Source organism: Mesobacillus sp. ABV4_180, assembly GCF_056158485.1.
Genome location: NZ_JBSWTJ010000001.1, coordinates 657,586 through 682,987 on the forward strand (window position 1 = coordinate 657,586; position 25,402 = coordinate 682,987).

16 protein-coding genes and 1 riboswitch are annotated in these 25,402 nt (G+C 40.8%); of the genes, 12 read left to right on the top strand and 4 right to left on the bottom strand.

Annotation, left to right across the window (positions count from 1 at the left end; genetic code table 11):
* Positions 1 to 136 precede the first annotated feature (136 nt).
* Positions 137 to 2,308 (bottom strand): beta-glucosidase BglX, encoded by a 2,172-nt coding sequence (gene bglX / locus ACXAEA_RS03305; RefSeq protein ID WP_475094514.1) that lies wholly within the window; start codon positions 2,306 to 2,308, stop codon positions 137 to 139.
* Between the two features lie 465 nt (positions 2,309 to 2,773).
* Here bglX and ACXAEA_RS03310 point away from each other — a divergent pair, with 465 nt between their 5' ends.
* From ACXAEA_RS03310 to glpK, 4 genes are all read left to right on the top strand, one after another.
* Entirely contained in the window at positions 2,774 to 4,039 is a 1,266-nt protein-coding gene (locus ACXAEA_RS03310) for a sugar ABC transporter substrate-binding protein (protein WP_475094515.1), read from the top strand.
* An 87-nt stretch (positions 4,040 to 4,126) separates the two neighbouring features.
* Entirely contained in the window at positions 4,127 to 5,014 is an 888-nt protein-coding gene (locus ACXAEA_RS03315; protein WP_475094516.1) for a carbohydrate ABC transporter permease, read from the top strand.
* Positions 5,015 to 5,093: 79 nt separating this feature from the next.
* Positions 5,094 to 5,897, top strand: a complete 804-nt coding sequence (locus ACXAEA_RS03320) for a carbohydrate ABC transporter permease (protein WP_475098049.1) — start codon at positions 5,094 to 5,096, stop codon at positions 5,895 to 5,897.
* Between the two features lie 703 nt (positions 5,898 to 6,600).
* The gene (gene glpK / locus ACXAEA_RS03325; protein WP_475094517.1) at positions 6,601 to 8,091 is read left to right on the top strand and encodes a glycerol kinase GlpK; all 1,491 of its coding nucleotides are present in this window, start codon (positions 6,601 to 6,603) and stop codon (positions 8,089 to 8,091) included.
* Positions 8,092 to 8,335: 244 nt separating this feature from the next.
* On the opposite strand, the gene ACXAEA_RS03330 is transcribed toward glpK, so the two are convergent.
* Positions 8,336 to 9,034: a C40 family peptidase gene (locus ACXAEA_RS03330; RefSeq protein WP_475094518.1), complete on the bottom strand. Its 699-nt coding sequence runs from the start codon at positions 9,032 to 9,034 to the stop codon at positions 8,336 to 8,338.
* Between the two features lie 349 nt (positions 9,035 to 9,383).
* Entirely contained in the window at positions 9,384 to 10,559 is a 1,176-nt protein-coding gene (locus ACXAEA_RS03335) for a DUF6702 family protein (RefSeq protein ID WP_475094519.1), read from the bottom strand.
* Positions 10,560 to 10,818: 259 nt separating this feature from the next.
* On the opposite strand from ACXAEA_RS03335, the gene ACXAEA_RS03340 reads away from it, so the two are divergent.
* The 4 genes from ACXAEA_RS03340 (at position 10,819) to ACXAEA_RS03355 (ending at position 19,839) form a co-directional block, all read left to right on the top strand.
* Positions 10,819 to 16,929, top strand: coding sequence for a DUF4350 domain-containing protein (locus ACXAEA_RS03340; protein ID WP_475094520.1), 6,111 nt, complete (start codon positions 10,819 to 10,821; stop codon positions 16,927 to 16,929).
* Positions 16,930 to 17,491: 562 nt separating this feature from the next.
* A complete protein-coding gene (locus tag ACXAEA_RS03345) occupies positions 17,492 to 18,142 on the top strand; it encodes a 5-bromo-4-chloroindolyl phosphate hydrolysis family protein (RefSeq protein ID WP_475094521.1) in 651 nt (216 codons plus the stop codon).
* Positions 18,142 to 19,317 carry a toxic anion resistance protein gene (locus tag ACXAEA_RS03350; protein ID WP_475094522.1) on the top strand — a complete coding sequence of 392 codons (1,176 nt, stop codon included), beginning with the start codon at positions 18,142 to 18,144 and terminating at the stop codon, positions 19,315 to 19,317. The genes ACXAEA_RS03345 and ACXAEA_RS03350 overlap by 1 nt, the downstream gene beginning before the upstream one ends.
* Before the next feature lie 220 nt (positions 19,318 to 19,537).
* A riboswitch (cyclic di-GMP riboswitch) is annotated at positions 19,538 to 19,628 on the top strand.
* Positions 19,629 to 19,677: 49 nt separating this feature from the next.
* A complete protein-coding gene (locus ACXAEA_RS03355; protein ID WP_475094523.1) occupies positions 19,678 to 19,839 on the top strand; it encodes a hypothetical protein in 162 nt (53 codons plus the stop codon).
* Between the two features lie 32 nt (positions 19,840 to 19,871).
* On the opposite strand, the gene ACXAEA_RS03360 is transcribed toward ACXAEA_RS03355, so the two are convergent.
* Complete coding sequence (locus ACXAEA_RS03360; RefSeq protein ID WP_475094524.1) at positions 19,872 to 20,000, bottom strand: hypothetical protein; 129 nt, start codon at positions 19,998 to 20,000, stop codon at positions 19,872 to 19,874.
* A 939-nt stretch (positions 20,001 to 20,939) separates the two neighbouring features.
* On the opposite strand from ACXAEA_RS03360, the gene galE reads away from it, so the two are divergent.
* The 4 genes from galE (at position 20,940) to ACXAEA_RS03380 (ending at position 25,393) form a co-directional block, all read left to right on the top strand.
* The gene (gene galE, locus ACXAEA_RS03365; protein ID WP_475094525.1) at positions 20,940 to 21,953 is read left to right on the top strand and encodes a UDP-glucose 4-epimerase GalE; all 1,014 of its coding nucleotides are present in this window, start codon (positions 20,940 to 20,942) and stop codon (positions 21,951 to 21,953) included.
* A 530-nt stretch (positions 21,954 to 22,483) separates the two neighbouring features.
* Positions 22,484 to 23,944 (top strand): ArnT family glycosyltransferase, encoded by a 1,461-nt coding sequence (locus ACXAEA_RS03370; RefSeq protein WP_475094526.1) that lies wholly within the window; start codon positions 22,484 to 22,486, stop codon positions 23,942 to 23,944.
* 51 nt (positions 23,945 to 23,995) lie between these two features.
* Positions 23,996 to 24,361 (top strand): GtrA family protein, encoded by a 366-nt coding sequence (locus tag ACXAEA_RS03375; RefSeq protein ID WP_475094527.1) that lies wholly within the window; start codon positions 23,996 to 23,998, stop codon positions 24,359 to 24,361.
* A gap of 33 nt (positions 24,362 to 24,394) precedes the next feature.
* The gene (locus ACXAEA_RS03380) at positions 24,395 to 25,393 is read left to right on the top strand and encodes a glycosyltransferase family 2 protein (protein WP_475094528.1); all 999 of its coding nucleotides are present in this window, start codon (positions 24,395 to 24,397) and stop codon (positions 25,391 to 25,393) included.
* Positions 25,394 to 25,402: the final 9 nt, after the last annotated feature.

Genomic DNA, 25,402 nt, shown 5'->3' on the forward strand with positions numbered 1-25,402 from the left:
TTGCTTTCAACCGTAGATAAATGTCGCTCAACCGGTGATATATTGCCTGCAACCGGAGATAAATTGTCATTTATTCTTTTTAGCTGACTTCAATTGATAGTAATTCGGCTATATATCGTTCAAATTCAAGAATAAATTACTCATTTATAAGTTCAAACGCCATTTCCACCGTATCTCTGCTGTTCGTCCCCACAAAAGCGATGAATTTTCCTGGGTCGCTCTTGAAAGTGAGGTCTGCATGGTGATAGCGCAATTGCTCTTCGTTAATCTCAAATTCAACTGTCACTTTTTCGCCTGGTTCTAAAGTGACTTTCTTGAAGCCTTTCAGCTCCTTCATCGGTCTTACGACTTCGCCGGCTACGTCGCGTACGTATAACTGGACAATTTCTTCACCGGCTAGCTCGCCAGTATTCTCGACAGTAACGGAAACCGTCAATGGCTTGGATGCCGACATCGTCGCAGCACTGATTTTTACATCGCTATATTCAAAGTTTGTGTAGCTCAATCCAAAGCCGAATGGCAGCAATGGCTCGTTCGGGATATCTAAATACTGTGATACATATCGTTCTTGTGCGTCAGGCGCTCCCTGTGGACGGCCTGTGTTGAAATGGTTGTAGTAAACCGGTACCTGTCCAACGGAGTAAGGGAAGGACATCGTCAGCTTCGCGGATGGATTTGCATCCCCTAACAGGATGTCTGCAACCGCGTTTCCGCCTTCTGTGCCTGGATACCATGCCTCCAAGATCGCATCGGCTTCGTCCCAGATTCCGTGGAGATCAAGCGGACGTCCGTTGAATAATACTGTGACGATCGGCTTGCCTAGTTCTTTCATTTTAGCCGCAAGCTCCAGCTGCACCTTCGGCAGGCGGATGTCTGCGCGGCAGCCGGCTTCACCGCTCATGTCGGAATCCTCGCCTAGAGCAAGCACGATCACATCTGCTTTTTCCGCAATTCTCACTGCCTCATCGAATTGCTCCTCAGAACCAGATTCAATGTCACAGCCTTTTGCCTTTAAAAGAAGGGAGGAGTCAAGCTTCGAGAGCAGGCCATCATATAGCTGGACAGCTTTTTCCTTTGAACCAAGGAATGACCACGGCCCAAGAATATCGCCGCTTTGCGCGAATGGACCGATCAAAGCAATTTTCTTTTCATTATTAATAGGAAGAACTCCGTTGTTTTTCAATAAAACAGAGGACTTTACCGCTAGTTCTCTTGAGGCCTGGCGGTGTTCAGCACTCATGACCAGTTCCTTTTCGAGGGCTTCGTCTGCACCACGGAATGGATTTTCAAAAAGTCCTAATTTTTCTTTGAATGTAAGAATCCGCATGACTGATTCATCTATTAGTTTTTCATCCACTTTTCCGCTCCCGACCTGTTCTTTCAAATGGTCGACATAGCAGGATGTCATCATTTCGATATCGACTCCGGCCTGGATCGCTTTGTAGGCAGCTTCCGCTTCATCCTCTGCGACACCGTGAGGAATCATTTCTTTTACCGCGCCCCAGTCGGAAATAAGGACTCCATCGAAGCCCCATTCTTCGCGAAGAAGGTCGCGCATTAGTTTTACATTGCCAGTGGCCGGGATGCCATCGACCGTGTTGAACGCGGTCATGACCATTTCGCAGCCTTCATCAAGCGCTGCCTTGTAGGCAGGCAGGTAGGATTCCCTGAGCTGGCGTTCCGACATATTGACCGTATTGTAATCACGGCCGCCTTCTGGAGCACCGTATGCAGCGAAGTGCTTCACGCAGGCTGCAACGGATTCTGTGTTATTTTTCAAGTCTTGCCCCTGGAAACCGCGGACAAACGCCTTCGCGAATTCTCCATTTAAAAATGGATCTTCACCTGTCGACTCCATCACGCGTCCCCAGCGAGGGTCGCGGACCAAATCAACCATTGGTGAAAAGGTGACATGGACGCCTGCAGCTGCAGCTTCTTTCGCTGCGATTTCCGCGCTCTGCTGCGCCTTGTCCAAATCCCATGAACAGCCGACGGCAAGAGGGACAGGGAAAATCGTTTTATACCCGTGGATGACATCCGCCATAAATAATAGAGGAATGCCTAATCGGTTCTTTTTCATGTGAGCTTTCTGGATAGAGATCGCTTCTTTCGCTCCGCCTGAAGCTCCCAGCACTGAACCAGTGTTGCGTACGTTTTCATCAGATATATTCATAGAAGCAAGTGGTCCGGTAATTTGTCCTTCATCCTTGGATCCTTCGAAAAAGGGAGTTGCTAATTGAAGCAATTGTGCGATTTTCTCATCAAGCGTCATTTCTTTTAATAAAGAAGTAAGTCTCTGACCGTTCATAGGGGTGAACCTCCCGTGAAATATATTAGAAATAAAATTTAATAGAAACGTTTCGAATAAGAATACAACTGCATTATAAGCGCTTTCTTTTTCAGAGTCAATAAATTATCGAAACGTTTCTATAAAAGAATGAAAGCGAATCCATTCCTGACAAGCTTTTTCGTAAAAAAGTAAAATTTGTCTCAATTTTTTACTTGAAAACGATTTCACCATGAAATATAATAGCCCTATCGAAACGTTTCAATCGTTCGCAACCCCTCTTTTCGGTAAAAGAGCCAGGAAACCTTGAATCGTTTCGCAAGATTCACTTATTTATTTTTTTGCATGTTTTCGAAACGTTTCACTGCAAGGGGGTTTTCGTAAACAACAGTAGAATTTCGTAAGTTATAAGTAATTATTTGCTTTAACGGGAATTTTAAATGCAAGAACTCAAGAACTTATCATATTATTTTGGGGGTTTTACGAATGAGCCGAAAAATGTTAAATGTATTCAGCAGGAAATTTGCAGCTGCCGCAATGGTAGGAACACTTGTCGTATCTGGTGCACTTGCAGGATGTTCTTCTGATTCAGGATCTGAAAAAGACGGCAAGAAAGTCATCACAGTATGGGGTATGGGTGAAGAAGCGAAGACTCTTCCGAAGATTGCTGATGAATTTGAAAAAGCAAATCCGGAAATCGATGTAAAAGTCCAGGCGATTCCTTGGGACCAGGCACATGATAAGCTGTTAACAGCGGTTGCTTCTAAAAAAGGCCCGGATGTTGTGCAAATGGGAACAACTTGGATTCCTGAATTCGCATCTGCAAACGCATTGATGGATCTATCAGACCAGACAGAAAAATATCCGGAATTAGCGGCTGAAAATTTCTATGATGGTTCAATTGAAACAACAAAATACGAGGATAAAGTGGTTGGCGTACCTTGGTATGTTGATACTCGCGTCCTTTTCTACCGTACAGACTTATTAGAAGAAGCTGGTTATAAGGAAGCACCAAAAACTTGGGACGAGCTTCGTGACGCTGCTAAGAAGCTAAGAGAGCGCGGCGATGACAAGTACGGAATCAGCATTGATACTAATGAGCAAAGCTTATCGTTCATGCTTGCGCGCCAAAATGGTTCTAAGCTGATTGAAGGAAACAAAGCTTCTTTCAACGAGCCTGAGTTTGTTGAAGCTGTTGAATACTTGAATGGATTCTTCAAGGATGGATCTGCGCCGGTTGACCTTGGACTGGATATCGTCCAGGCATTCAAAGGCGAAGGCATCCTGCCGATGTTCATCAGCGGACCTTGGATGGTCAAGATCATCAATGACCAGGCACCTGAGCTTGAAGGCAAGTGGGCAACAGCTGTCCTGCCTGCAAAAGAAACAAACACATCTACTTTAGGTGGATCTAACTTGTCTGTATTCCAGCACACAAAGAACAAGGAAGAAGCGTTGAAGTTCCTTGCTTACATGAGCAAACCAGAAACACAGGTAAAATGGCTTGAAATGACGAACTCCCTGCCAGCAAGCAAAGAGGCATGGAACGACAAGCAACTTCAAGAGAACCAGTACTACAAAGTATTTGGTGAGCAATTGGAAAATGCACAGCCAATGCCTGTAATCAAGCCGTTCGAAAAAATCGCCCAGGATTTCTTGAGCCGATTCGAGAAAATCTACCGCGGCGGTGCTGACATCCAGGAAGAAATGGATGCATTTGATCAAGAGGCTGAAAAAATCCTCTCCAAGTAATCTGAAACAGGTTGACTGGCAGGCCTATGCCTGCCGGCCAACTACATTAGTCCGAGCAAATACGGACTGAGAAAGAAGGGACTTACAATGAAAAGCTTTTTGGCAAACAAGACTCCTTACTTTTTTATAGCTCCTGCCATCATTCTTTTATCATTATTTTCTATTCTGCCTATATTCGTAGCGCTGATCATCAGCTTTACGGATCTTGATTTAGTCGGGATTGCCGATTGGTCATCCATCAGTTTCGTTGGCCTTGAGAATTATAAGGAAGTTGTAAGTGACCCGATCTTTGTAAAATCAATTTTTAACACCTTGTTCTATGTTGTGATAGGTGTTCCGCTCGTTATTGTTCTATCATTGGCAATAGCGCTCCTGATCAATTTTGGAAAAGCGCGTATTTTCAAGGCTTTCCGGGTTGTCTTCTACATGCCTTCCATCACAAACGTTGTTGCGGTTGCTGTTGTCTGGAGCTATCTGTACAACCCTCAGCTTGGATTGTTCAACCATGTATTAAACCTGCTTAACCTGCCAGATGTACCGTGGCTTCAAGACCCGGTGATGGCAAAAATCTCGTTGATTTTATTGGCGCTTTGGAGAGCGATCGGCATCAATATGATTATCTTTTTAGCAGCATTGCAGGGAATTCCGAAAACGTATTATGAAGCAGCACAGCTTGATGGCGCGAACAACTGGAAGCAGCTGACGAAGATTACGATCCCATTGCTTCGATATGCGATCTTCTTTGTTTCGATTACGACGATGATTGGCTGGCTGCAATTCTTCGAAGAGCCGTTCGTCATGACCAATGGCGGCCCGCTTGACAGCACGACTTCTGTTGCGCTATTCATCTACCGCAATGGATTCCAATTCAGTAACTTTGGCTACGCGGCAGCTGGATCTTTCATATTGTTCATTGCCATCATCATCATTACAATGATTCAATTCAAGATCCAAAACAAACAACAGGATTATTGATGAAAGCAGAGGTGGAAGACAAATGAAATCCAGTGCAGTCCCAAAAGAATCCTTAAGCAGCAGTGTAAAGCAGGAAAAAATGCAGCAGTGGGTTGTCGGCATCATCCTGACAATCGGCGGCCTGCTTGTAGCCGTTCCGTTTATTTGGATGATCCTTTCATCCTTCAAGCCGGAAAGTGAAGTCATGCAGCTGACGCCGACACTGTTCCCAGAACAATGGACACTAGAAAACTTCCAGAATCTATTTGTGAACATGAACTTCGGTCTCTATTTGAAAAATACAATCATCGTTGTGCTCTGGTCCTTCGTTGGTTTGCTTTTGAACGCAATGGCCGGCTACGCATTTGCCAAGTTTGAATTTAAAGGACGCAATAAATTATTCTTCATGGTTCTTGCGACAATGATGATTCCTGGACAGGTAACGATGATTCCTGTTTACCTGATTTTGAACCAGATGCAGCTGACAAACACAATGGCTGGGATTGTCTTGCCAGGCCTTGTTGGCGCATTCGGAATCTTTCTGTTCCGCCAGTTCATGATGACAATCCCTGACGAACTGCTCGAAGCAGCTAGACTCGACGGCGCCAGCGAATTCCGCGTGTTCTGGCAGATCGTCTTGCCGATGACAAAGCCAATCCTTGCCGTACAAGGAATCCTGACCTTCATCGCAGGCTGGAACAGCTTCCTGTGGCCGCTGATCATCGCCAATGACGAAAGCCTGTACACACTATCAGTAGGACTATCCCTATTGAAAGGCCAATACGGCGGCAACTTCGCCCTGCAAATGGCCGGCTCCACCTTCATGGTCGTCCCAATCGTCATCATCTTCATCATCTTCCAGAAACACATTATTGATGGATACACGATTTCAGGGATGAAATAAAAGTAAGGACAGTAAGCTAAGAGCTTGCTGTCCTTTTTCGTTGTCATCACTCGAAAATTGATGAAAAAAAGTTAATCAAACGTTTGATTAGTTGAAGAACTCCGTGTGTATGAGTTTTTTGTTTGTTGCTGTGATAAACTCGGCTGTTGATTTTACACTATGAAAAATCTTAATAACTTGATGCTGCTTCGACAAAGTGTGGGGCAAAGGATGTAAAACTGTCCGAACTCATGCCATCTTCGGACAAAGATCAAGAATAGTCGCGGCAAAATGTCCGAAGTCGTATCCTCTTTTGACAAAAATTTAGAGAGGACGCTCGAAAATATCCGAAGTTATGTCCCCTTCGGACAAAAATTCAGAGAGGTCGCGAAGAATTGTCCGAAATAGTTGTCCCCTTTAGACAAAATTCCAGAGAGATCTCGCGAAAATGTCTGAAGTCCTATCCCCTTTGAACAAAAATCGGGAGACGCCGCTCCTAATTGTCCGAACTTAGTCCTGTTTCGGTAATATTGATAATAGACATGTTTAATAATCAAGACTTAGCTATATTAAAGCCTTGTTTAAAAGTATATGGATATTGTATGTATCTGAAAAAACATAGTTACTTTGAAAAAACCAGGCTGAATTGGGTATAGTTAGGTTAAGTATTCTGTGATTGTACATATCTTTTAGAAACGAATGGATCAAATTCAGGGGGGACATTATGGAAAAATACATCCTTTCATTAGACCAGGGAACGACGAGTTCGCGGGCAATTCTTTTTGATAAGAATGGCGAGATCATCCATGTTGCACAAAAGGAGTTCGCTCAGCATTTTCCGAAGCCGGGTTGGGTCGAGCATAATGCGAATGAAATCTGGGGTTCCATTTTGGCGGTTATTGCTAGCGTATTAAGTGAATCCAATGTTAAGCCGGAACAAATAGCCGGTATCGGGATTACGAACCAGCGTGAAACGACGGTTGTTTGGGATAAGGAAACAGGAGTGCCTGTCTACAATGCGATTGTATGGCAATCAAGGCAGACCAGCCAGATTTGCGATGAGCTTAAAGATGCTGGTAATAGTGAGCTTTTCCGCGATAAAACAGGCCTGCTGATTGACGCGTATTTTTCTGGAACAAAAGTAAAGTGGATCCTTGAAAATGTAGATGGCGCAAAGCGAAAAGCAGAAGAAGGTAAGCTATTGTTCGGCACGATCGATACATGGCTGATCTGGAAGCTTTCCGGCGGCCGTGCCCATGTTACGGACTACAGCAATGCCTCAAGGACGCTGATGTTCAATATTCATGAATTAAAATGGGATGAGGAGCTCCTTGAAATCCTTGGCGTTCCGGCATCCATGCTTCCGGAGGTACGGCCATCCTCTGAGGTCTATACCAATACGGCACCGCACCATTTCTTTGGAAAAGAAATCCCGATTGCCGGAGCTGCAGGCGACCAGCAGGCTGCTTTGTTCGGGCAGGCATGCTTCGAAAAAGGAATGGCGAAGAACACCTATGGCACAGGCTGCTTTATGCTGATGAATACCGGCGAAAAAGCAGTCAAGTCTGAGAACGGACTTCTGACTACGATCGCCTGGGGCCTGAACGGAAAAGTAGAGTACGCTCTCGAGGGTAGCATATTTGTGGCAGGATCAGCAATCCAATGGCTCCGGGACGGCTTAAGAATGCTGAAGGATGCCAGGGATAGTGAAAGGTATGCGGAGAAAGTAGAATCCACGGATGGAGTTTATGTCGTCCCGGCATTTGTCGGGCTGGGCACGCCGTATTGGGACAGCGAGGTGAGAGGTGCGGTATTCGGCCTTACCCGCGGAACGAGCAAGGAGCATTTCATTCGTGCGACTCTTGAGTCGCTTGCCTATCAGACGAAGGATGTGCTGTCAGCGATGGAGGCAGACTCGGGGATTGAACTCAAAACGCTTCGTGTGGATGGCGGTGCGGTAAAAAATAATTTCTTGATGAAATTTCAGAGTGGTATTCTCGGTGTTCCTGTTGAACGTCCGGTGATTAACGAAACAACGGCATTGGGAGCTGCCTACCTTGCCGGACTGGCGGTCGGATTCTGGGAAAGCCAGGATGAAATCGCTGAGCAGTGGGCAAAAGACCAATCGTTTTATCCACAAATGCTGGATGAATTCAGAGACAAACTTTACAGTGGGTGGAAAAAGGCTGTTGCTGCTGCGATAACTTTTAAATAAACGAATTAAATGTATCATAAAAAGAAATAGAGACTCAGAGTGGAACCTGCCAAATTGGAGGCGTCGTTTGGAGTGACATGGACTAGACATTTAGCAACAAAAGCTTTTATGTAGCTGAAAAGCTCCTAATCGATAGAGATTGGGAGCTTTTTGGTGTTATATTTGTTGTGAACCTAAGAGATTTTGGATGAATGAGTTTCCTTCTATGAATGCAAAAAAGTGGCTCTTCAGCCACTTTTTAAAATTATATTCTTTTAGCCCCAATAAATCTAGGTTTCCAATATGAATTGTTAATGCTGGCGATTGATACGCCCTTGGATGTTGCAGAATGAATCATTTGTCCATTTCCAAGGTAAACAGCTACGTGAGTGACTTTATTACCGCCGCTAGTTGCATAGAATAATAGGTCTCCAGGCTGTAAGGAAGTTACTTTTGTGCCAACGTTGTACATTTCTCCAGCTGTGCGTGGTAAATTCACTCCAGCTTTTCCGAATGAATAGGTTACTAGACCTGAGCAGTCAAATCCGCTTGGTGTGTTTCCTGTCCATTTATACTTTACACCAAGATTGCTCTTGGCAACTGAAATAGCTTTGGCTTTATAATCACTTGTAGGTGCTACAGAAGCTTTTTTAACAGTTGTTTTCATAACAGATGCATTTTTAATAGTTTTAAGTGCAATAAACTTTGAACTTACATATCCTGTCTTTCCATTTACAGAGATTTTTGCCCAACCTTTTGATTGAGAATTCACAGTGACAGCTTGTCCATTTGCTAGTTTAGTAACAACTGCTCCGGAAGTAGAAGGCGTTTTGCGTACATTTAATTTGCCGGAATTTAGATTTACATAATATGAGTTTCCAGAGGCAGAGGTTTGATCTATTGACGGTGCGACAGTGGCTACTAGTGTAAAGAACAAGAATGCTGCTAGTACTCTCTTCAACAAAGTTGTTTACCCCCGTTTGTTAGTTGGTAAACCTATTATATAAAGAAAGGGGTTACAAACGAATAACAGAAAAATTACATTTATATTACAAAATCCGACACTATGAAACTTTTTTTGCGAACATTTCCTAAGATTCGCAAAAAAACGAATTGACAAGAATGTCCCTTATCTAAACCTTAGAATAAATAAAATTAAGTGTAATCCACTGGGGAAATATACAACTAGTGTATTAAGTAACGAGATGGATTTCACATCTGAAAATTGGGTATCCACTCAAAAGGCAGTGGCACCCATTCTTTTTTTATAAAAAACCTCTATCATTAAGACAGAGGTTTCTAAGTGGCATCTATTAAGAAAAAAGTCGTTCAACCAGCCAAAATGCACCAAATAGTATAATGATAACTGAACCGTATTTAATAAATTTAGGTGACTCCTTCAGTCTGTGAACATAAGTCAAGATTGGCAAAAGCAGCAGTACAATGATTAGTTGGACGACTTCAATCCCAATATTAAAGCTTACCAATGCTGATGCAAGACTGGATTTAGACAGGCTCATCTCCTGAAGGATATTTGCAAAACCAAGACCATGGATTAAGCCGAAAACAAAGGTCAATCCCCATCTATGGTTCACTTCTTTTTTGATTATATTCTCTAATGCAACATAGATAATGCTTAAGGCAATGAATGATTCAACGAATTTAGACGGCAAATCCATTATTCCCAATACAGCAAGACTCAGAGTAATACTGTGGGCGATTGTAAAGGAGGTTACAATTAAAGCATACTGCTTGAATGTCTGTTTTCTCAAAAGCAAGGCAAAAAGAAAGAGCAGATGATCATATCCAGTCAATATATGCGACATGCCAAGCTTGAAAAAGGACAACCAAGAAGAAGTGGTTGTAGCTGAAGGCTTAGAATCTTTTTCGGAAGTGGAATCAGTCGACTGCTCTTCACCTGTTTGCTGCTCCTGCTGATCTTCCGTAAGCAGGATGGTCCATGAACGATTCTCTCCCTGTAATGCTGCCTGACTCGAGCCACCTGTATAGGTTGCAGTCAATAAATTTACATAGTTAGTATCTTTGTCATTAAAATATAGTCCATCATTAATCGTGATTGTATCACCTGGCTGATAAGCAGGGTATTTCAATGAAATTGTCAGGAAGTCTTTATTTTCTTTTTTTTCAATTTTGATATCTAAAACTTCTGGCTCTTGCTGTTCATTGTTCTTATCAAGAATGACAGTGTGTGTTAGGAATTCTACAAGATGATCTTGATCTTCCTCAACTTCACTTATCTCTAGAATATTATTCTTGTTAACATCTATATCCTCTTGGAGTTCCATGATAGACAGGGCATCAATTGAAAATTGAAATTTTGTTTCATTCTCTTGAAACTCAATTGTTGTGAAGCTGGCGCTGTATGGATGGGCAGCGGCCATTAATGGGAAGGTAAATAAAATTAAAGGGAGAATTAACATGTAATACATTGTTAATCTGAATTTTTTCTTGTAGTGCATGGTCCTCATGAATTGCCCTCCTGAACTATTAAAACTAAACAATGAATTATTCAAACAATTAAATCTAATCATATTTTCCTATAGGTGTATAGATGTTTGAAAATTTTATTTAAATTCATAGGAAATATTTATTTCCAGTTATATCTTTAATATTTGGAATTTTGTAGAATTATAGATGTACTCATACTTTTTAAGGAAAGGTTGTGGATAATCTTATAGGGATTATGACCTAGGGAGTTGCTTAAAAAATCGTAAGGGTGGAAGATGAATGAAGAAAAATAAGAGAAGCTTTAAAAGATGGACTAGCCTGTTGACAGCAGTTATATTGCTGATTACCACATTCTTACCAGCTGGTTTGACCCAAAAAGCAAGCGCTTCCATTTCGGGGCATGTGGTCATCAGCCAGGTATATGGAGGAGGTGGTAACAGCGGTGCATTATTTTCAAATGATTTCGTAGAATTATATAATCCAACTGATAAAGTAATATCTTTAGAAGGTTGGTCTGTCCAAAAAGCCAGCAGTACTGGTACGGGTTGGCAAAAAATTGCATTAAATGGATCGATAAAGCCTTTTAGTTACTATTTGATAAAAGGGAAAGCTGGTACATCAGTAACTGATAAACCTCTACCACAGCCAGATATCGAAGATTCAACGTTTGATCTTGCAGGATCGGCAGGAAAGGTTGCGCTAATCAACAATACTGATTTGCTTAATGGTCAATCACCAGCAAATACAATAGACTTCGTTGGTTTCGGTAACGGGACTGTTGGATTTGAAGGTACTGGTTCAACTCCAGCACCATCCGCAACTAAGAGTGTTCAGCGCCGTCCATATGCAAACGTTAATCCAGAACCTGGTTTGGGAAATGCATGGGATTCTGATGATAACGCATTGGATTTCGTGGCAGCAACGCCTGTTCCAAAGAATAGCGCAAGCCCAGCGGAACAACCAATGGAATCAGACACAAGTCTTCAGCCAGTAGGAAACAATATTCAGTTTACTCTGCATGATGGCAAAGTAAAAGTGATTGGATTGGCTGGAGCAGTATCTGAACTATCTGTAATCAAGGTATATGAAACATCTGCGAAAGGAACAGTGCTTGGCAGTAACAATGCAGGTACTGATGGATCATTTGAAGTAAATTTTACAACTGAAAAAGCATTAACTTCGGTATTTGTTACTGCAACCCAAGGTGGCAAAGGGGAAAGTGATGCCATCCAGGTTAACCTGGCACAGGCCAGCAATGGTGTTGCAGCCGATAAATTAAGCTACAGCGTTGACAGCAACGGAAAAGGTACATTAATTGGCAATGCTGGAGCAGGCGTTGCTAGATCAATGATTTACGTTTATCCGAATTCATCAGCAAACAAAACGGAGAGATTGAACGGCAATGGAGCTGAGGTTCTTGGCACAGGAGCGTTCAATGCAATTACTTTTAACAATGCTCCTGCAACCGTTTATGTTACACAGCAATCAAGCGACAGCAAAGGGGTCATGCTGGAAAGCGTCCCAGTTTCAATAGAAAAAGCTGCGACTGATGTCGTTACTCCTTTAGATGAAGTAAAGGCAACTGATTCTAAAGGTATACTTGCGAATCTTAACCAGTTTTTCACAGTTGAAGGGGTCGTCACTGTCGATAATGGCGTAATGGGAACCCAGAAGAACAATTTCTACATCCAGGACGAAACAGCAGGAATTAATATATTTGGATTCTATGATTCAGGCTTGAAGATTGTCCGTGGCGATAAACTTAAAATCACTGGTAAGCTCATTCAATACAATGGCTTAACCGAATTAGAAGCAACTGCTATTACAAAAATAGGCGAAGGGGAAGCGATTTCTGCAGCGAAGGATGTAACAATTCTTGACCTGAATACTTTTACTGCAGCAGAGCCCCTTGAAGGCAGCCTTGTCAAGGTAGAAGGCAAGGTTGCATCAGTCGCTACATCAGGCTCAAACTGGAACGTTACTATGATTGACGAAAACAATAAATCCACGACAGTTCGTGTGATGGAGAAAACAGGGATCAAGGCAGATGAGGTTTTTGTAACGGGCAAAAATTATGCCGTTACCGGAATCGTTGGCCAATACACGACGAATGCAACTCATGTCAGCGGCTATCAAGTATTCCCTCGCGATATGAAGGATGTCATGGCGCAATTGAGCATTGACCATAAGCCTCTTACAGAGGTTTATAAAGATACGAATGTTGAGTTCGTCGCAAATGCAAGCGGAGCAGAATCTGTAGTTGTATACTATCGCGCGAACGGAACTGCGGAATATATTGCTGTGCCGATGACAGCAGGAAACGAGTCACGTTATACAGCAGTCCTGTCGGCTGAAAATGTCCCGGCAGACGGTTTCGAATACTACATTGAAGCAAAAGCTGGTGAGAAAGTCCAAACTTCAGGAACAAGTGCAGAGCCTCATAAGGTTAGCTTGATTGAAGATGAAGAAGGACCGCGTATTTATGGGGAAGCGCCAGTTGGCGGAACGAAGGTTGAAAGTCCTCGTCCAGAAGTTTCTGTTTTAATCGAAGATCCTAGTGGTGTTGACCAAGAGAGTATTACAATTTGGTTCGATGGCGAGGAGCTTGAAAATGCTCAAATCAGCCAAAGTCAGGTGAAATTCACACCTGAGGAAGATCTCTCAATTGGTATGCATACCGTTAAAGTAATCGCTGAGGATTTAAAAAATAATCCCACTGAGTATGAGTGGAGTTTTGAGGTCGTCCCACGCTTTGAAGGTGGAAACCACTATCGTGGAACGACACACAATCATACGAATATCTCCCATGACGGTGCCGGCAATCCAGAAGACGCACTGAAGGCGGGCCAGAAATACAATTATGACTGGTTTGCATTCTCTGACCATTCACACGATATCGATCCAACCTTGTTAGGTCAGGACACGGTAGAACGTGACGGTTTGTTTGAACGAAGCGGCGGAGAAGATTGGCAGTTAACAAAGGATTTATCTGCTCAATACACAGAGAATGGTGAATACGTCGTATTCCCTGCTTTTGAGATGACTTCCACAACCTGGGGACACTCAAACATTTTTGGTACAGAGAACTTCATTGACCGAAACATCAACGGAAAGATGTACCAGGACTTGAACAAGTACTATGCATGGGTCATGACTTATGATGATGTGGTTGGTCAGTTTAACCATCCGGATATGTCTAAGGATGCGTTCAACAACTTCAAACCATATAACAAAGATATGGATAAACTCTTTACGATGCTAGAGGTTGGAAATGGATCCGGCCACTATGGCTATGCAAATGCCGAGAAGAAATTCTTCTCCGTATTGGATTTGGGCTGGCATGTTGCACCGACATATGGTGAGGACAATCATGAAGGAACTTGGGGAGAGACAAGGGCTCGTACCGTTATCGTAGCGGAAGACCTTTCCCAGGAATCTCTTCTCCACTCCATGCGCAATATGCGAGTGTACATGGTAGAAGACCCTAACTTCAAACTTGATGTAAAAGCAAATGGTTTCTACATGGGATCAACTGTGGACAGCAAATCACTGAAGTTCAATATCTCAGGCAGTGATGCGGTAGCGGAAAGCAGATCAATGGAAGATTATAGCTACCTGCCAGTTGATTACAAGTCAGATGACCGAGTAGAAAAAGTAGAATTGATTACAAATGGCGGCAGAGTGGTAGAGTCCTATTCTCCAATGACAGAAGACTTTACTTGGGAGCCTTCTTACACGGTGACTGGCGGCCAGCAATGGTTTGTCGTAAGAGTAACGCAAGCCGACGGAGAGCGTATGTATTCCGCGCCAACCTGGTCCAAAGAAGAAGCACTTGATGTAAAGGTGAACGGGATCGATATCATTGGTGACGTAATCATTGAAGGCAACCCTGCTACTCTAAAAGCAAATGTAAGCAATAATGGTACACAGGAAGTAAAGAATCTTAAAGTAGATCTTTATTTTGATGAAGTAAAGGAAAGCAACTTGATTGGGTCACAAGAAATCTCTTCCATTCCTTCAAAGGGTGTAGCTGCAGCTTCAGCTGTCTGGAACAGCCCGTTAAAAGGAGAACACAAAATTATTGCAGTAGTATCTTCGCTTGATGGGCTCGATCTTGGAGATGACCAGTTTGTCTTGCAAGTGAAAATTAAAGAGCCACTTGGAATCAACGTTTTGATCGATGCAAAGCATGGCAATGAAAACACAAGCGGCGATGGCGGAAGTTATAAGGATAATTTAAAAGCCTTTACAACTATGCTGCAAAAAGAAGGCTACAAAGTTACCGAGAACACTTCGACAATTACAGATACAGTATTAAGCAATGTAAATGTTCTGGTGATTACACATCCAAGATCCACATACACAGCAGATGAAAATGCAGCAATCGCAAAGTTTGTTAAAGATGGCGGATCATTATTGATGGCAGGAAAGAGCAATCACAGTACTAATCCTACTATTAATAACGATATGTTAGACCAAATGGGAGCAAATATCCGTATGGGCAACGATGGAGTATTTGATGACAGTAAGACAGGAAACTTCTGGAATGATCCAAAAGTAGCGCCGTATGCTGTCCGTGTATTCCCAGAATTGGTTTCCAACTATATCACGGATCGCGTATCGTTCCTTGATTATTACAGCGGCACAAGCTTATCGGGACCAAATGACACAGCCCTTACTCAAAGCGGAAAAGTGGTCATCCTAGCAAAAGGAAATGAAACGACGTATCAAGGAAATATTAAGGGCGGCTTCACCTATGATGCTGTTTCCGACGAAACTGGCGGATCTGCCATTCCGTTGATTGCATCAGAGGAAATCGGCGACAAAGGCCGTATCATCGTATCCGGCATGAATATTTTCAATGATAAGCAAATGGATGAGTCCTATGAACCGAAAGGAAACGATGAGTTCGCACTGAATGCTGTTAACTGGCTTGCACATCGCGGAACAACAGTTACATCGATTGGCGATGCCAGAAAGCTTGCTGAAGATTCTCATACCGTCATCGAAGGTACAGTAACTACGGGTGCTGGAGTATTCTTCGACGCATTCTACGTCCAGGATGAAACAGGCGGAATCATGGCATTCCAGGAAGTGCCGGCAGGCTCACTGAAGCCTGGTGATAAGGTCCGAATCTATGGACATATCATCACATTCGATAACAACAAGGAAATCGAGTTCGCCAAGTTTGAACAGGATGTCATCAAGATTGGAGAAGGTGATCCAATACAGCCAAAGGATGTGCCGACGGGAGAGGCGACCTCTGAAGCTAACCAAGGCCTTCTTGTAAAAGTAACAGGTAAAGTCGTTTCGCAGTTCGATGCCAACTCTTATGTTATTAACGACGGTTCAGGCGATGTATTAGTATTTACAGACGGTTATATCGTGAACCAAAGCGGACCGGTTCCAGTCTTGAAAGTAGGAGATACTTTAGAGGCAGTTGGATTATCCGGATCATTCGCTCAAGGAACAAGAATCCGCGTACGTGATACGAAAGAACTGGCAAAGGTAGATACTACCGCTCCAGTTACAACAGCAACAGTAAATCCTGAAAGCCCTACTGGAGAAAACGGCTGGTACACAACGGATGTAACAGTAACCCTGACGGCAGTAGATGAAGAGTCAGGTGTTAAATCTCCTAAGTACAGAATTAACGGGGAAGAGTGGAAGGATTACACTGGAGCTCTTCAGTTTAATAAAGATGGTATTTTCACAATCGAATACCGTAGCTCAGACAATAGTGGCAATGTTGAAGAGGTAAAATCTATTAAGATCAAGTTGGATAAGACTGCTCCAGAAACAACTGTTGTTGTAAATCCAGAAAGTCCAACAGGTACAAACGGTTGGTATACATCTAATGTAACCGTGGATCTTTCTGCATCGGATTCTATGACAGACGTAAAAACAACTGAATATCGTATTAACAACGATGATTGGAGAGAGTATACAGAAGCTATTCAACTAGCAGCTGACGGAGAATATACGATTGAATATCGCAGTGTAGATGGTGCAGGAAACGTGGAAGAAGCGAAAGTGAAGGAGATTAAGATTGACCAGACAGCTCCTGAATTAACGGTTTCAGTAGATAAGCCGATCCTTCTTGTGCCAAACCATAAGCTGGTTGATATTAAAGCCGATTTAGACTATGGTGATGTGACTTCAGGGATTGATTCAGTAGTATTAGAATCAATCACCGTTAACGAACCAAACGCAGACTATAGTGATATCAGCGGCGCATTGTATAACACATTGGATACGGATTTTGCACTCCGTTCAGAAAGAAACGGGAAAGGCAATGGCCGAATTTATACGATCACATACCTTGCAACAGACCAGGCTGGAAATACAACCGAAGCCCAAGCGACTGTTACTGTATTAAAAGGCAGGTAAAAATCAAAAAGACTGCTTATGAGGGAACATCCTGTTTCTTCATAGCAGTCTTTCTTTTATTAATGCCAACCATTTTTTTATGTCCATCCCAGTTGTATTCACTCCATATCCACTATTCATTCATCTTCTGCTTTTTAGACTGGTTGCTAATGACCGTCAACAACAATAATTTTTCCTCTTGGCTTAACATGCTCCAGCTTCCTGCTTTTACTTTCATTTAAAACACTCCTTATCAACTGTATTTTTTTTACTTTGTGTCCTGTAATCCCTATATACCGCCTTTTTCAAAAAATCAAACAACAAAAGTTTCTACAAATTACCAGGTAATCTTACAAGCCTATCTACATCTTTTGTCGAATAGCAGCATACTGGTTTATTAAATATTTCCAGTTTAGCCTTCTTCTACGTCTCTGGACCTAGAAGAGATTACTGATAGAGTCTGTAGAAAAATGGCCTGTTTTGAAGTATTGTATAAATAAGAAAACATTTTTTTACAGTTGGTGAAACATTCCGTGTGTCCTATCCGTATAAATAGGAAGATTCTAAACAGGAGTCGATGATTATGAATAAATTTTTTTCACTCAGTGCTCAAACAGGTGCAGCTGTCCCTTTTTCAGCCTTTATATGGCTGTTGACCTTTACAGGCTTTAATCAAACGTTCTGGATGGCCTCTCTTTATGGTGTAATCGCAGGTGGTCTGATGTTTTTCGGACTGGGGCATTATTTGCAGAAGCGTTTCCTGGAAAAACACAGGCTCACTAAGAAGGAATACAAATACATTAAGAAAAATCTCTCTGAAGCAAATGATAAAATCAGCCGCCTGCAGAAATCGCTTTTTTCCATCCGCCATATCCGTTCACTAAAGCAAAGGATGGAGCTTTTACGGCTCGTGAAAAACATCCAGAAGTTGAGCAACCGGGAGCCAAGAAGATTTTACAAGGCAGAGCAGTTTTATTTTTCTCATCTTGATTCCATACTGGAGTTAAGCGAGAAGTATGCGTTCCTCTCTGCACAGCCAGGCAAAAACCGTGAACTGGAACACTCATTGCATGAGACACAATATACATTAAAAGAGCTTACTAAAATTGTTGAAAAAGACTTAAATTACATGCTGGCGGATGATCTCGACAATCTGAATTTTGAAATTGATGTCGCGAAGCATTCAATTAAGAAGTTAAATGAAAGTCCTGATGAAAACAGGAGGTTAAAATAATGGCAGAAAAAAATCCTGACCTTTTAAAAAATACCGGAAACATTATGGATGATATATTGGCCAATCCTTTCGGCGATACACCAGAATTGCAGATGCAGCCTCTAAAGCAGGAAGAGAACAGACCAGTTAAATTAATTGATGTTATTCCTGAGGAAAACCGGGCGAGAGCCTATCAATTAGCAGAGCAAATCGACCCTAAGAACCACCAGGCCATGATCCAATATGGTACACAGGCACAGGGGAAACTCCTTTCTTTTTCACATGCAATGCTTGAGCATGTCCAGAAAAAAGATATTGGTGAAGTAGGGGAGATCATCAGTGACTTAATGAAGCACCTCAATGATATGAATCCGGATGAGCTTAGGGCAGAAAAGCAATCTTTCCTTTCACGTATGTTCGGAAAGCTATCAGGTTCGGTCCAGGAAATCCTCTCAAAGTACCAGAAGACAGGAGCGCAAATTGACCGGATCAGTGTAAAACTTGACCGCAGCAAAAATGTCCTGCTATCTGATATCGGGATGCTTGAGAAGCTATATGAAACGAACAAGGATTATTTCAATGCACTGAACATCTACATTGCAGCAGGGGAGCTGAAGCTTGAAGAGCTCCATGAAAAGACCATCCCGGAATTGAAGAGGACAGCTGAAACGTCACAGGATCAGATGAAGTATCAGGAAGTCAATGATATGATTCAATTTGCTGACCGACTCGATAAACGTTTGTATGATTTAAAGCTAAGCCGGGAGATCACGATCCAGAGTGCACCGCAAATTCGTTTGATCCAGAACACGAACCAGGCGCTGGTGGAAAAAATCCAATCATCTATCGTTACTGCCATCCCACTATGGAAGAACCAGGTCGCCATCGCCCTGACGTTGATCAGGCAACGACATGCAGTGGAAGCACAGAAACAAGTTTCTAAAACAACAAATGAACTGCTCCTGAAAAATGCGGAAATGCTAAAAACGAACACAATCGAGACGGCTAAAGAGAATGAACGTGGTCTAGTCGATATCGAAACGTTGAAGAAGACGCAGGAAAACCTGATCACTACGTTGGAGGAAACATTAAGGATTCAGGAAGAGGGCAGATCTAAGCGTCGCCAAGCCGAACTGGATTTGGCTTCTATGGAGAATGAGTTGAGGTTGAAGTTGTTGGAGATTAAGGATCAGTAAAAGATAGGCCGGGTCCAGAAGATGGAACCCGGCTATTTTGTGCAGATCGCCCCAACAAGTTAATTTTAGGATGCTTATCTTTTTATGGAAATGTTTAATAAATGATAGTGATGGGTATTAATATTAAATATTTCCCAACATAAGAAGTTGCTTATTATAGGTCAAAAGTCCCTTAACAAATGCAGTTGAATTCGGTACTTTTGTTACATACACATAAATTGTACGATAAGGGCAAAGCCATTGAAAAATGGTGACGCAAAGCTAAAGGGACTAACTTCACTTTTGAGTGATCATGTCAGCCAGTTTCCGAATACGACTTAGATTCCTGCGATTTATGTATTAGAAGGAGGAATGAGTGTATTGAAATCATTTGTAAATTTGAAATGTAAAATCCATTTGTTTTTACAACAATATAATGAAGCATTGGTGCAAGATGCGGTATGTGATAAGCTTAAATCCCATTTAAAACAAAAAGCCAGTTACCATGGGCAAAGAGCGCTTTCACTAATGACGAAAGTATAGGAGCAGGCCATGGGTTTGCTTCTTTTGTTTTTTTAGCCAAAAATTTTCTTTCTTGGCTTGTTCCAAAATTTAATATAGGTAAATCCATCTTTGCATTTAAACACTTTAATCCCGAATGATTTAAGAGGTGTGAATATTTCCTTCATCTGCAATAATGGCATCTATTAATCCTCCTTGAGAGTGAATCAACTTTAATTTTAACTTAATAAAGAACTGTTTTAAAACAAATGTTCTCGATAAGAAACGACATTATTCCTCCTTATTTTGAATACTAAGAGGCGCTACTGTTCATGATAGGTGCGAAGAAGGTTTAAATTTGGTGATAGGTATTATTGATCCAAATGAGATGTCGAGTAGTTGTCTCTATATTTAATATCAATACTGTTTAGATCCATCACTGGTTATAATCCCATAAAATCACTAACTCTTTTTTATATTTCACTACATAAACATGTTGAGAGAAACTGAACTTACCGTATTTCCCTGTATAATCCTGTGTAACTATAAATTTGTAAGCATTTTGAAAAGGTTTTGCTCTGTTTGCTGGTTTCCAGCCTTAACTTCTGTTGGATCTCCAATTGAATGGGAAAACGTTTCTGAACCAAAATGACCATTAAATACATGTGCACGGTCCTGGATGAACGCTAGCTTTGGGAACTTTTCTTTCATAAAGGGATGAAACAAATCCCACGAATCTGAATATTTTCCATCCTGCTCAAATGAGTAAAAGTCGTTAACTAAGGATTCTGCCTTTTTAGATGGAGATAAAATCATTAGTCTAATGGAAAATAGAAAAACCAACAGTACAAAATTAAAAACATTACTTTGATAAATTGATTGCTACGCATATAAAAAGCTCCTCTGTATTTGAATGACACAGGCGTTTTATATAATATCTTTATATAACTTATATGTGTGAAGACATAAAGTAATACATGATTAGTGATTTTATCCAGTTGGGTTTGATATCAATAGGGAATATATTTTTAGTGGATGCTTTCTTTCTACTTTTAGCATATAACTAAATTTGTTAATATTAAGATTGGAAAGAATGAAAAATGATTAAAAACATCTGTTTATATAAATAGGAGGATCTTTAAATGGCTATTTTAGTTACCGGTGGAGCTGGCTATATTGGCAGCCATACATGCGTGGAATTATTGAATGCTGGTAAAGAGATTGTGGTTGTTGATAATTTTTCAAATAGTAAACCAGAATCCTTAAAACGAATTAAGGAAATCACTGGAAAGGAATTCTCCTTTTATGAAGTGGACCTTCTCGATAGGGAGGCACTTGCAAAAATATTTGAAGAGAACCAAATTGAGTCTGTAATTCATTTTGCTGGCTTAAAAGCAGTGGGGGAATCTGTTTCTATACCGCTTCATTACTACCACAACAATATCACGGGTACACTGATTCTTTGTCAGGTTATGCAGGAGTTTAATGTTAAAAATCTGGTATTTAGTTCTTCTGCTACTGTTTATGGAATGCCGGAAAAAATGCCGATTTCGGAAGATTTCCCGCTAAGCACCACGAACCCTTATGGCAGTACGAAGCTGATGATTGAGCAAATTCTAAAAGACCTGTACGTTGCAGATAACAGTTGGAGTATTGCTCTGCTTCGTTATTTCAATCCAATTGGAGCGCATGAAAGCGGCAGAATTGGAGAAGATCCGAATGGAACTCCAAATAACTTGATGCCTTATATAACTCAGGTAGCAGTTGGGAAATTGAAAGAGTTACAAGTTTTCGGTAATGATTATTCGACTGTGGATGGTACGGGTGTCCGTGATTATATTCATGTAGTCGACCTTGCTGTGGGCCACTTAAAGGCTTTAGAAAATGTTGTAAAAACAAAAGGAGTAGACGCTTATAACCTTGGTACTGGGACAGGCTATAGCGTTTTACAGCTTGTTTCTGCTTTTGAAAAAGTATCTGGAAACAAAATTCCTTTTAAGATAGTAGGAAGACGTCCAGGAGACATTGCGGTCTGTTATGCTGATCCAATGAAAGCAGAAGAAAAACTTGGATGGGCCGCTGAAAGAGGGATTGAGGATATGTGCCTTGATTCTTGGCGATGGCAGGAAAAAAATCCGCGAGGATACGAGGAATAGATAATAAAAAAGCACTCGCTTTGGAAAGTGAGTGCTTTTAATGTCTTTAAAAATTAAGTATTATAAAAAACTGAATAAAAGTTTAATCCATCCCAGAAAAGAAATCCAAAGCGGTATGCTTAGTGAAACTCCCCAAGATAACCCTAGTGCAAAATTCCCCTCGTATTTCATACCATCACTTCCTTGGATTTTTTTATATAATACCCGTAATTTATGTAAGTTATTCCTCTTTCTCTATACAATCCCCTTTTTTTGTTTCATTATTTTCATCACCAAAAACAGGGACATTACTACAATTTAGGACATTTAAACGGTGTATGAGTCACAATATGGGGAAAGAAGGAAATTAATGGATTCAAATATTTAAAAGGGAAGGTTGTTAAGTGGGTCATGTAATTTATTGTAGAGACATTTTCCTTACTAGACAATGGTAATAAATACTGCTAGTATTCTTAAAGTGTTGTACAAATATGGAAGAAAGACTCATTCTATTCAATGTTATGCAGAGTTATATAAGGAGGTTTTTGGGTGTGGCCCATTCATATAACCAATGGTTAAAAAAGACGATTTTTTTAATCTTTATCGTGACGCTCTCTATTATTATCGCTCTGAATTTTTTTCGAAGCAGAGGGTATCAATCCGCAGAACAAGCTTCCCCGCCAATGTTTAACTTTATTACCTTCGTGGCTGCTTCTATTATTGCTGTGTCACTGGTTATTAATAATGAAAAAATAATCAAGCTATTTGACAAGTTAAACAATCGTGTAGTTGTTGTTTTACTACTTGTTGTTGGCATCATTTTACAAGCGGTAGTAATTGGGTATCTAAACGTTAATCCAACCTGGGATTTTGGATCAGTTGTTAATAGTTCAAAATCGTTAATGGAGAATGGATCTCTTGAATCTTATTTTATTAGATATCCAAATAATATTTTATTGGTTATCATTTTGGCAGCGGTGGGTAAAATTTTTTCTGCAGACCTTTTTGTTTACCAAGTGCTGAATGTTTTGGTTATAACACTAAGCCAGTTTTTGATTTATCGAATATCAAATAAAATAGCAGGGAAAAATATTGCTTTAATAGCTCTTGTAGTAAGTGTTTTTTTCTTTCCTTATATCTTTTTTGCACCTATTGTCTATACTGATACCATTTCATTAATTTTTTTACTTTGGCCCTTAAATCTTTTGATAGACAAAAACGGGAATTTTGATAAAAGAATTTCTATGGTATTGCCGGCATCGATATTATTTTCGTTAGGGATGCTCTTAAAAGGATCCTTAATAATATTTCTAATAGCCTTTAGTATAGTTCTTTTTCTCTACTCTGTTAAATGGAGAAAGATTTACTTTTTAATTCCTTTTATAATCCTTTTAATCGTTAAGTCTCTTTTTAATTTCGGTATATATCAAAGTGGGATTCTTGAAAATGATGTGGTTGAGCGTTACAGTTTTCCGGTCACTCATTGGCTATGGATGGGGCAAAATCCTAGTCGTTTCGGTAAATTTGCTTCAGAAGATGTAAATAAGACAGATCAGCTTCTGAAGAAAATGTCGAGGGATGAGGTTGCTCAAATACATATGGAAGAGTTGAAAAAAAGGATAAGAGAGAAGGGGTTAACAGGGAATCTTCAATATACTCTAGAAAAGATCAGCCACACCTGGACGGATGGGACATATTATTCCTTGAACAAACTAAAGCGAAGTCCTCTATATCCAGAAAATATTCAAAAGTTGATTGATTTTAATTCTGGCCACATACTTCAGTCATTTGCGAGAATAGAACATCTAATTCTAATGGCTGGATTACTGCGTTTCTGCAGGATAGCCTGGAAGAAAGATAATGAGTTATTTACTTTTTCTATGCTCTCTATCATCGGATTCTTTTTATTTTTTATATTATGGGAAGCAAGATCGCGTTACCTTGTAAGTCTGACTCCCCTAATCATTCTGATGAGTACGCTTGGTTTTTTCTACAGAAGGGTAGAGAAGTAGTATAGAGTGATGAGGAAATATTAAGTACTTAATTTAGGAGAATTTAAAAACATGGACAGGTTCCTCAGGTTTGGGGCAGTTGGAATACTAAATACAATCATAACCGTTCTGAGCTTTATGCTCTTGGTTTATGCTGGAGTAAATTATTTACTTGCAAACATTCTGGCTTATGGCCTTGGTGTAATCAATAGTTATATATTGAATAAGAACTGGGTTTTTAAATCTGATGCACAGCATCAGAGGCTATTTCTAAAATTCTTGTTAGTCAATTTAATAACTCTCGGATTTAATACCGCATGTCTATTCATTTTTGTAGACTATTTTAATTTCCATCCGTATTTTGGCCAAATAATTGCTACTGGGTTTGGCATGTTTATTAATTATTTTTTGAATAAAAATTGGACGTTTAGTAGTTGAGTTACAGATACCCGGTATTCTGGAGGTTTTGAAATGAAAGAACTAATTTCTGTTGTCGTTCCAATGTATTATGAGGAGGAAGTTGCTCAGGAGTGCTACAACCGATTAAAGCAAGTAATGGATAACAATGAAATTAACTACGAATTTATATTCGTAAACGATGGAAGTACTGACGATACAATTAACATATTAAAAATGATTGCTGCAAAAGACTCAAAAGTTAAGATTGTCGATTTTGCCAGGAACTTTGGACATCAAACGGCAGTCACTGCAGGCATTGATTATGCCATGGGAGATGCCATTGTAATTATTGATGCTGATTTGCAGGACCCTCCAGAGGTGATTCCGGATTTAATTGCCAAGTGGAAGGAAGGTTATGAGGTTGTTTATGCTAAAAGAAAAAAGAGGAAGGGAGAGACTTGGTTTAAATTACTCACTGCCAGGTATTTTTATCGCTTTTTGAATTATATGTCTGATATTGATATTCCAAAAGATACAGGTGATTTTAGGATTATTGATCGGAAGGTAGCAGAGGTCTTTAAACTAATGACCGAACGAAATCGATTTGTCCGTGGGATGATGTCGTGGATTGGGTTTAGGCAGACCTATATTGAGTACGAGAGAGACGAGCGTTTTGCCGGAGAAACAAAATATCCATTAAAAAAAATGGTGAAATTCGCTTCTGACGGAATATTTGCGTTCTCTACTAAGCCTTTACGTATTGTAATGACTATTGGTTTGCTTTCAGTATTACTATCTTTCATCGTCCTAGTTTATGCGGTTACAGTTAAATTGTTCGGTAATGATGTAGAGGCAGGCTGGGCGTCCATTATGGTAGCGATCACCTTCTTTAGTGGGATCCAATTGCTAGGGTTAGGGATTGTAGGTCAGTACATTGCCCGCATTTATGATGAAAGTAAAAATAGACCTATTTATATTGTGAAAGATACTGTTAATTTGGAAAACGGCGAACTCCCAAGCGATGTTAAAAGACAAGGAAAGATCATAAGAAAGGGCGTCTCAAAGGTTTAACTTTGAGCG

Coding starts and splice junctions, on each gene's coding strand:
- ACXAEA_RS03310 (WP_475094515.1), top strand. CDS start 2,774: ATGAGCCGAAAAATGTTAAATGTATTCAGCAGGAAATTTGCAGCTGCC.
- ACXAEA_RS03375 (WP_475094527.1), top strand. CDS start 23,996: ATGGACAGGTTCCTCAGGTTTGGGGCAGTTGGAATACTAAATACAATC.
- glpK (WP_475094517.1), top strand. CDS start 6,601: ATGGAAAAATACATCCTTTCATTAGACCAGGGAACGACGAGTTCGCGG.
- ACXAEA_RS03335 (WP_475094519.1), bottom strand. CDS start 10,559: ATGAGGACCATGCACTACAAGAAAAAATTCAGATTAACAATGTATTAC.
- galE (WP_475094525.1), top strand. CDS start 20,940: ATGGCTATTTTAGTTACCGGTGGAGCTGGCTATATTGGCAGCCATACA.
- ACXAEA_RS03320 (WP_475098049.1), top strand. CDS start 5,094: ATGCAGCAGTGGGTTGTCGGCATCATCCTGACAATCGGCGGCCTGCTT.
- ACXAEA_RS03345 (WP_475094521.1), top strand. CDS start 17,492: ATGAATAAATTTTTTTCACTCAGTGCTCAAACAGGTGCAGCTGTCCCT.
- ACXAEA_RS03315 (WP_475094516.1), top strand. CDS start 4,127: ATGAAAAGCTTTTTGGCAAACAAGACTCCTTACTTTTTTATAGCTCCT.
- ACXAEA_RS03380 (WP_475094528.1), top strand. CDS start 24,395: ATGAAAGAACTAATTTCTGTTGTCGTTCCAATGTATTATGAGGAGGAA.
- bglX (WP_475094514.1), bottom strand. CDS start 2,308: ATGAACGGTCAGAGACTTACTTCTTTATTAAAAGAAATGACGCTTGAT.
- ACXAEA_RS03350 (WP_475094522.1), top strand. CDS start 18,142: ATGGCAGAAAAAAATCCTGACCTTTTAAAAAATACCGGAAACATTATG.
- ACXAEA_RS03340 (WP_475094520.1), top strand. CDS start 10,819: ATGAAGAAAAATAAGAGAAGCTTTAAAAGATGGACTAGCCTGTTGACA.
- ACXAEA_RS03360 (WP_475094524.1), bottom strand. CDS start 20,000: ATGCCATTATTGCAGATGAAGGAAATATTCACACCTCTTAAATCATTC.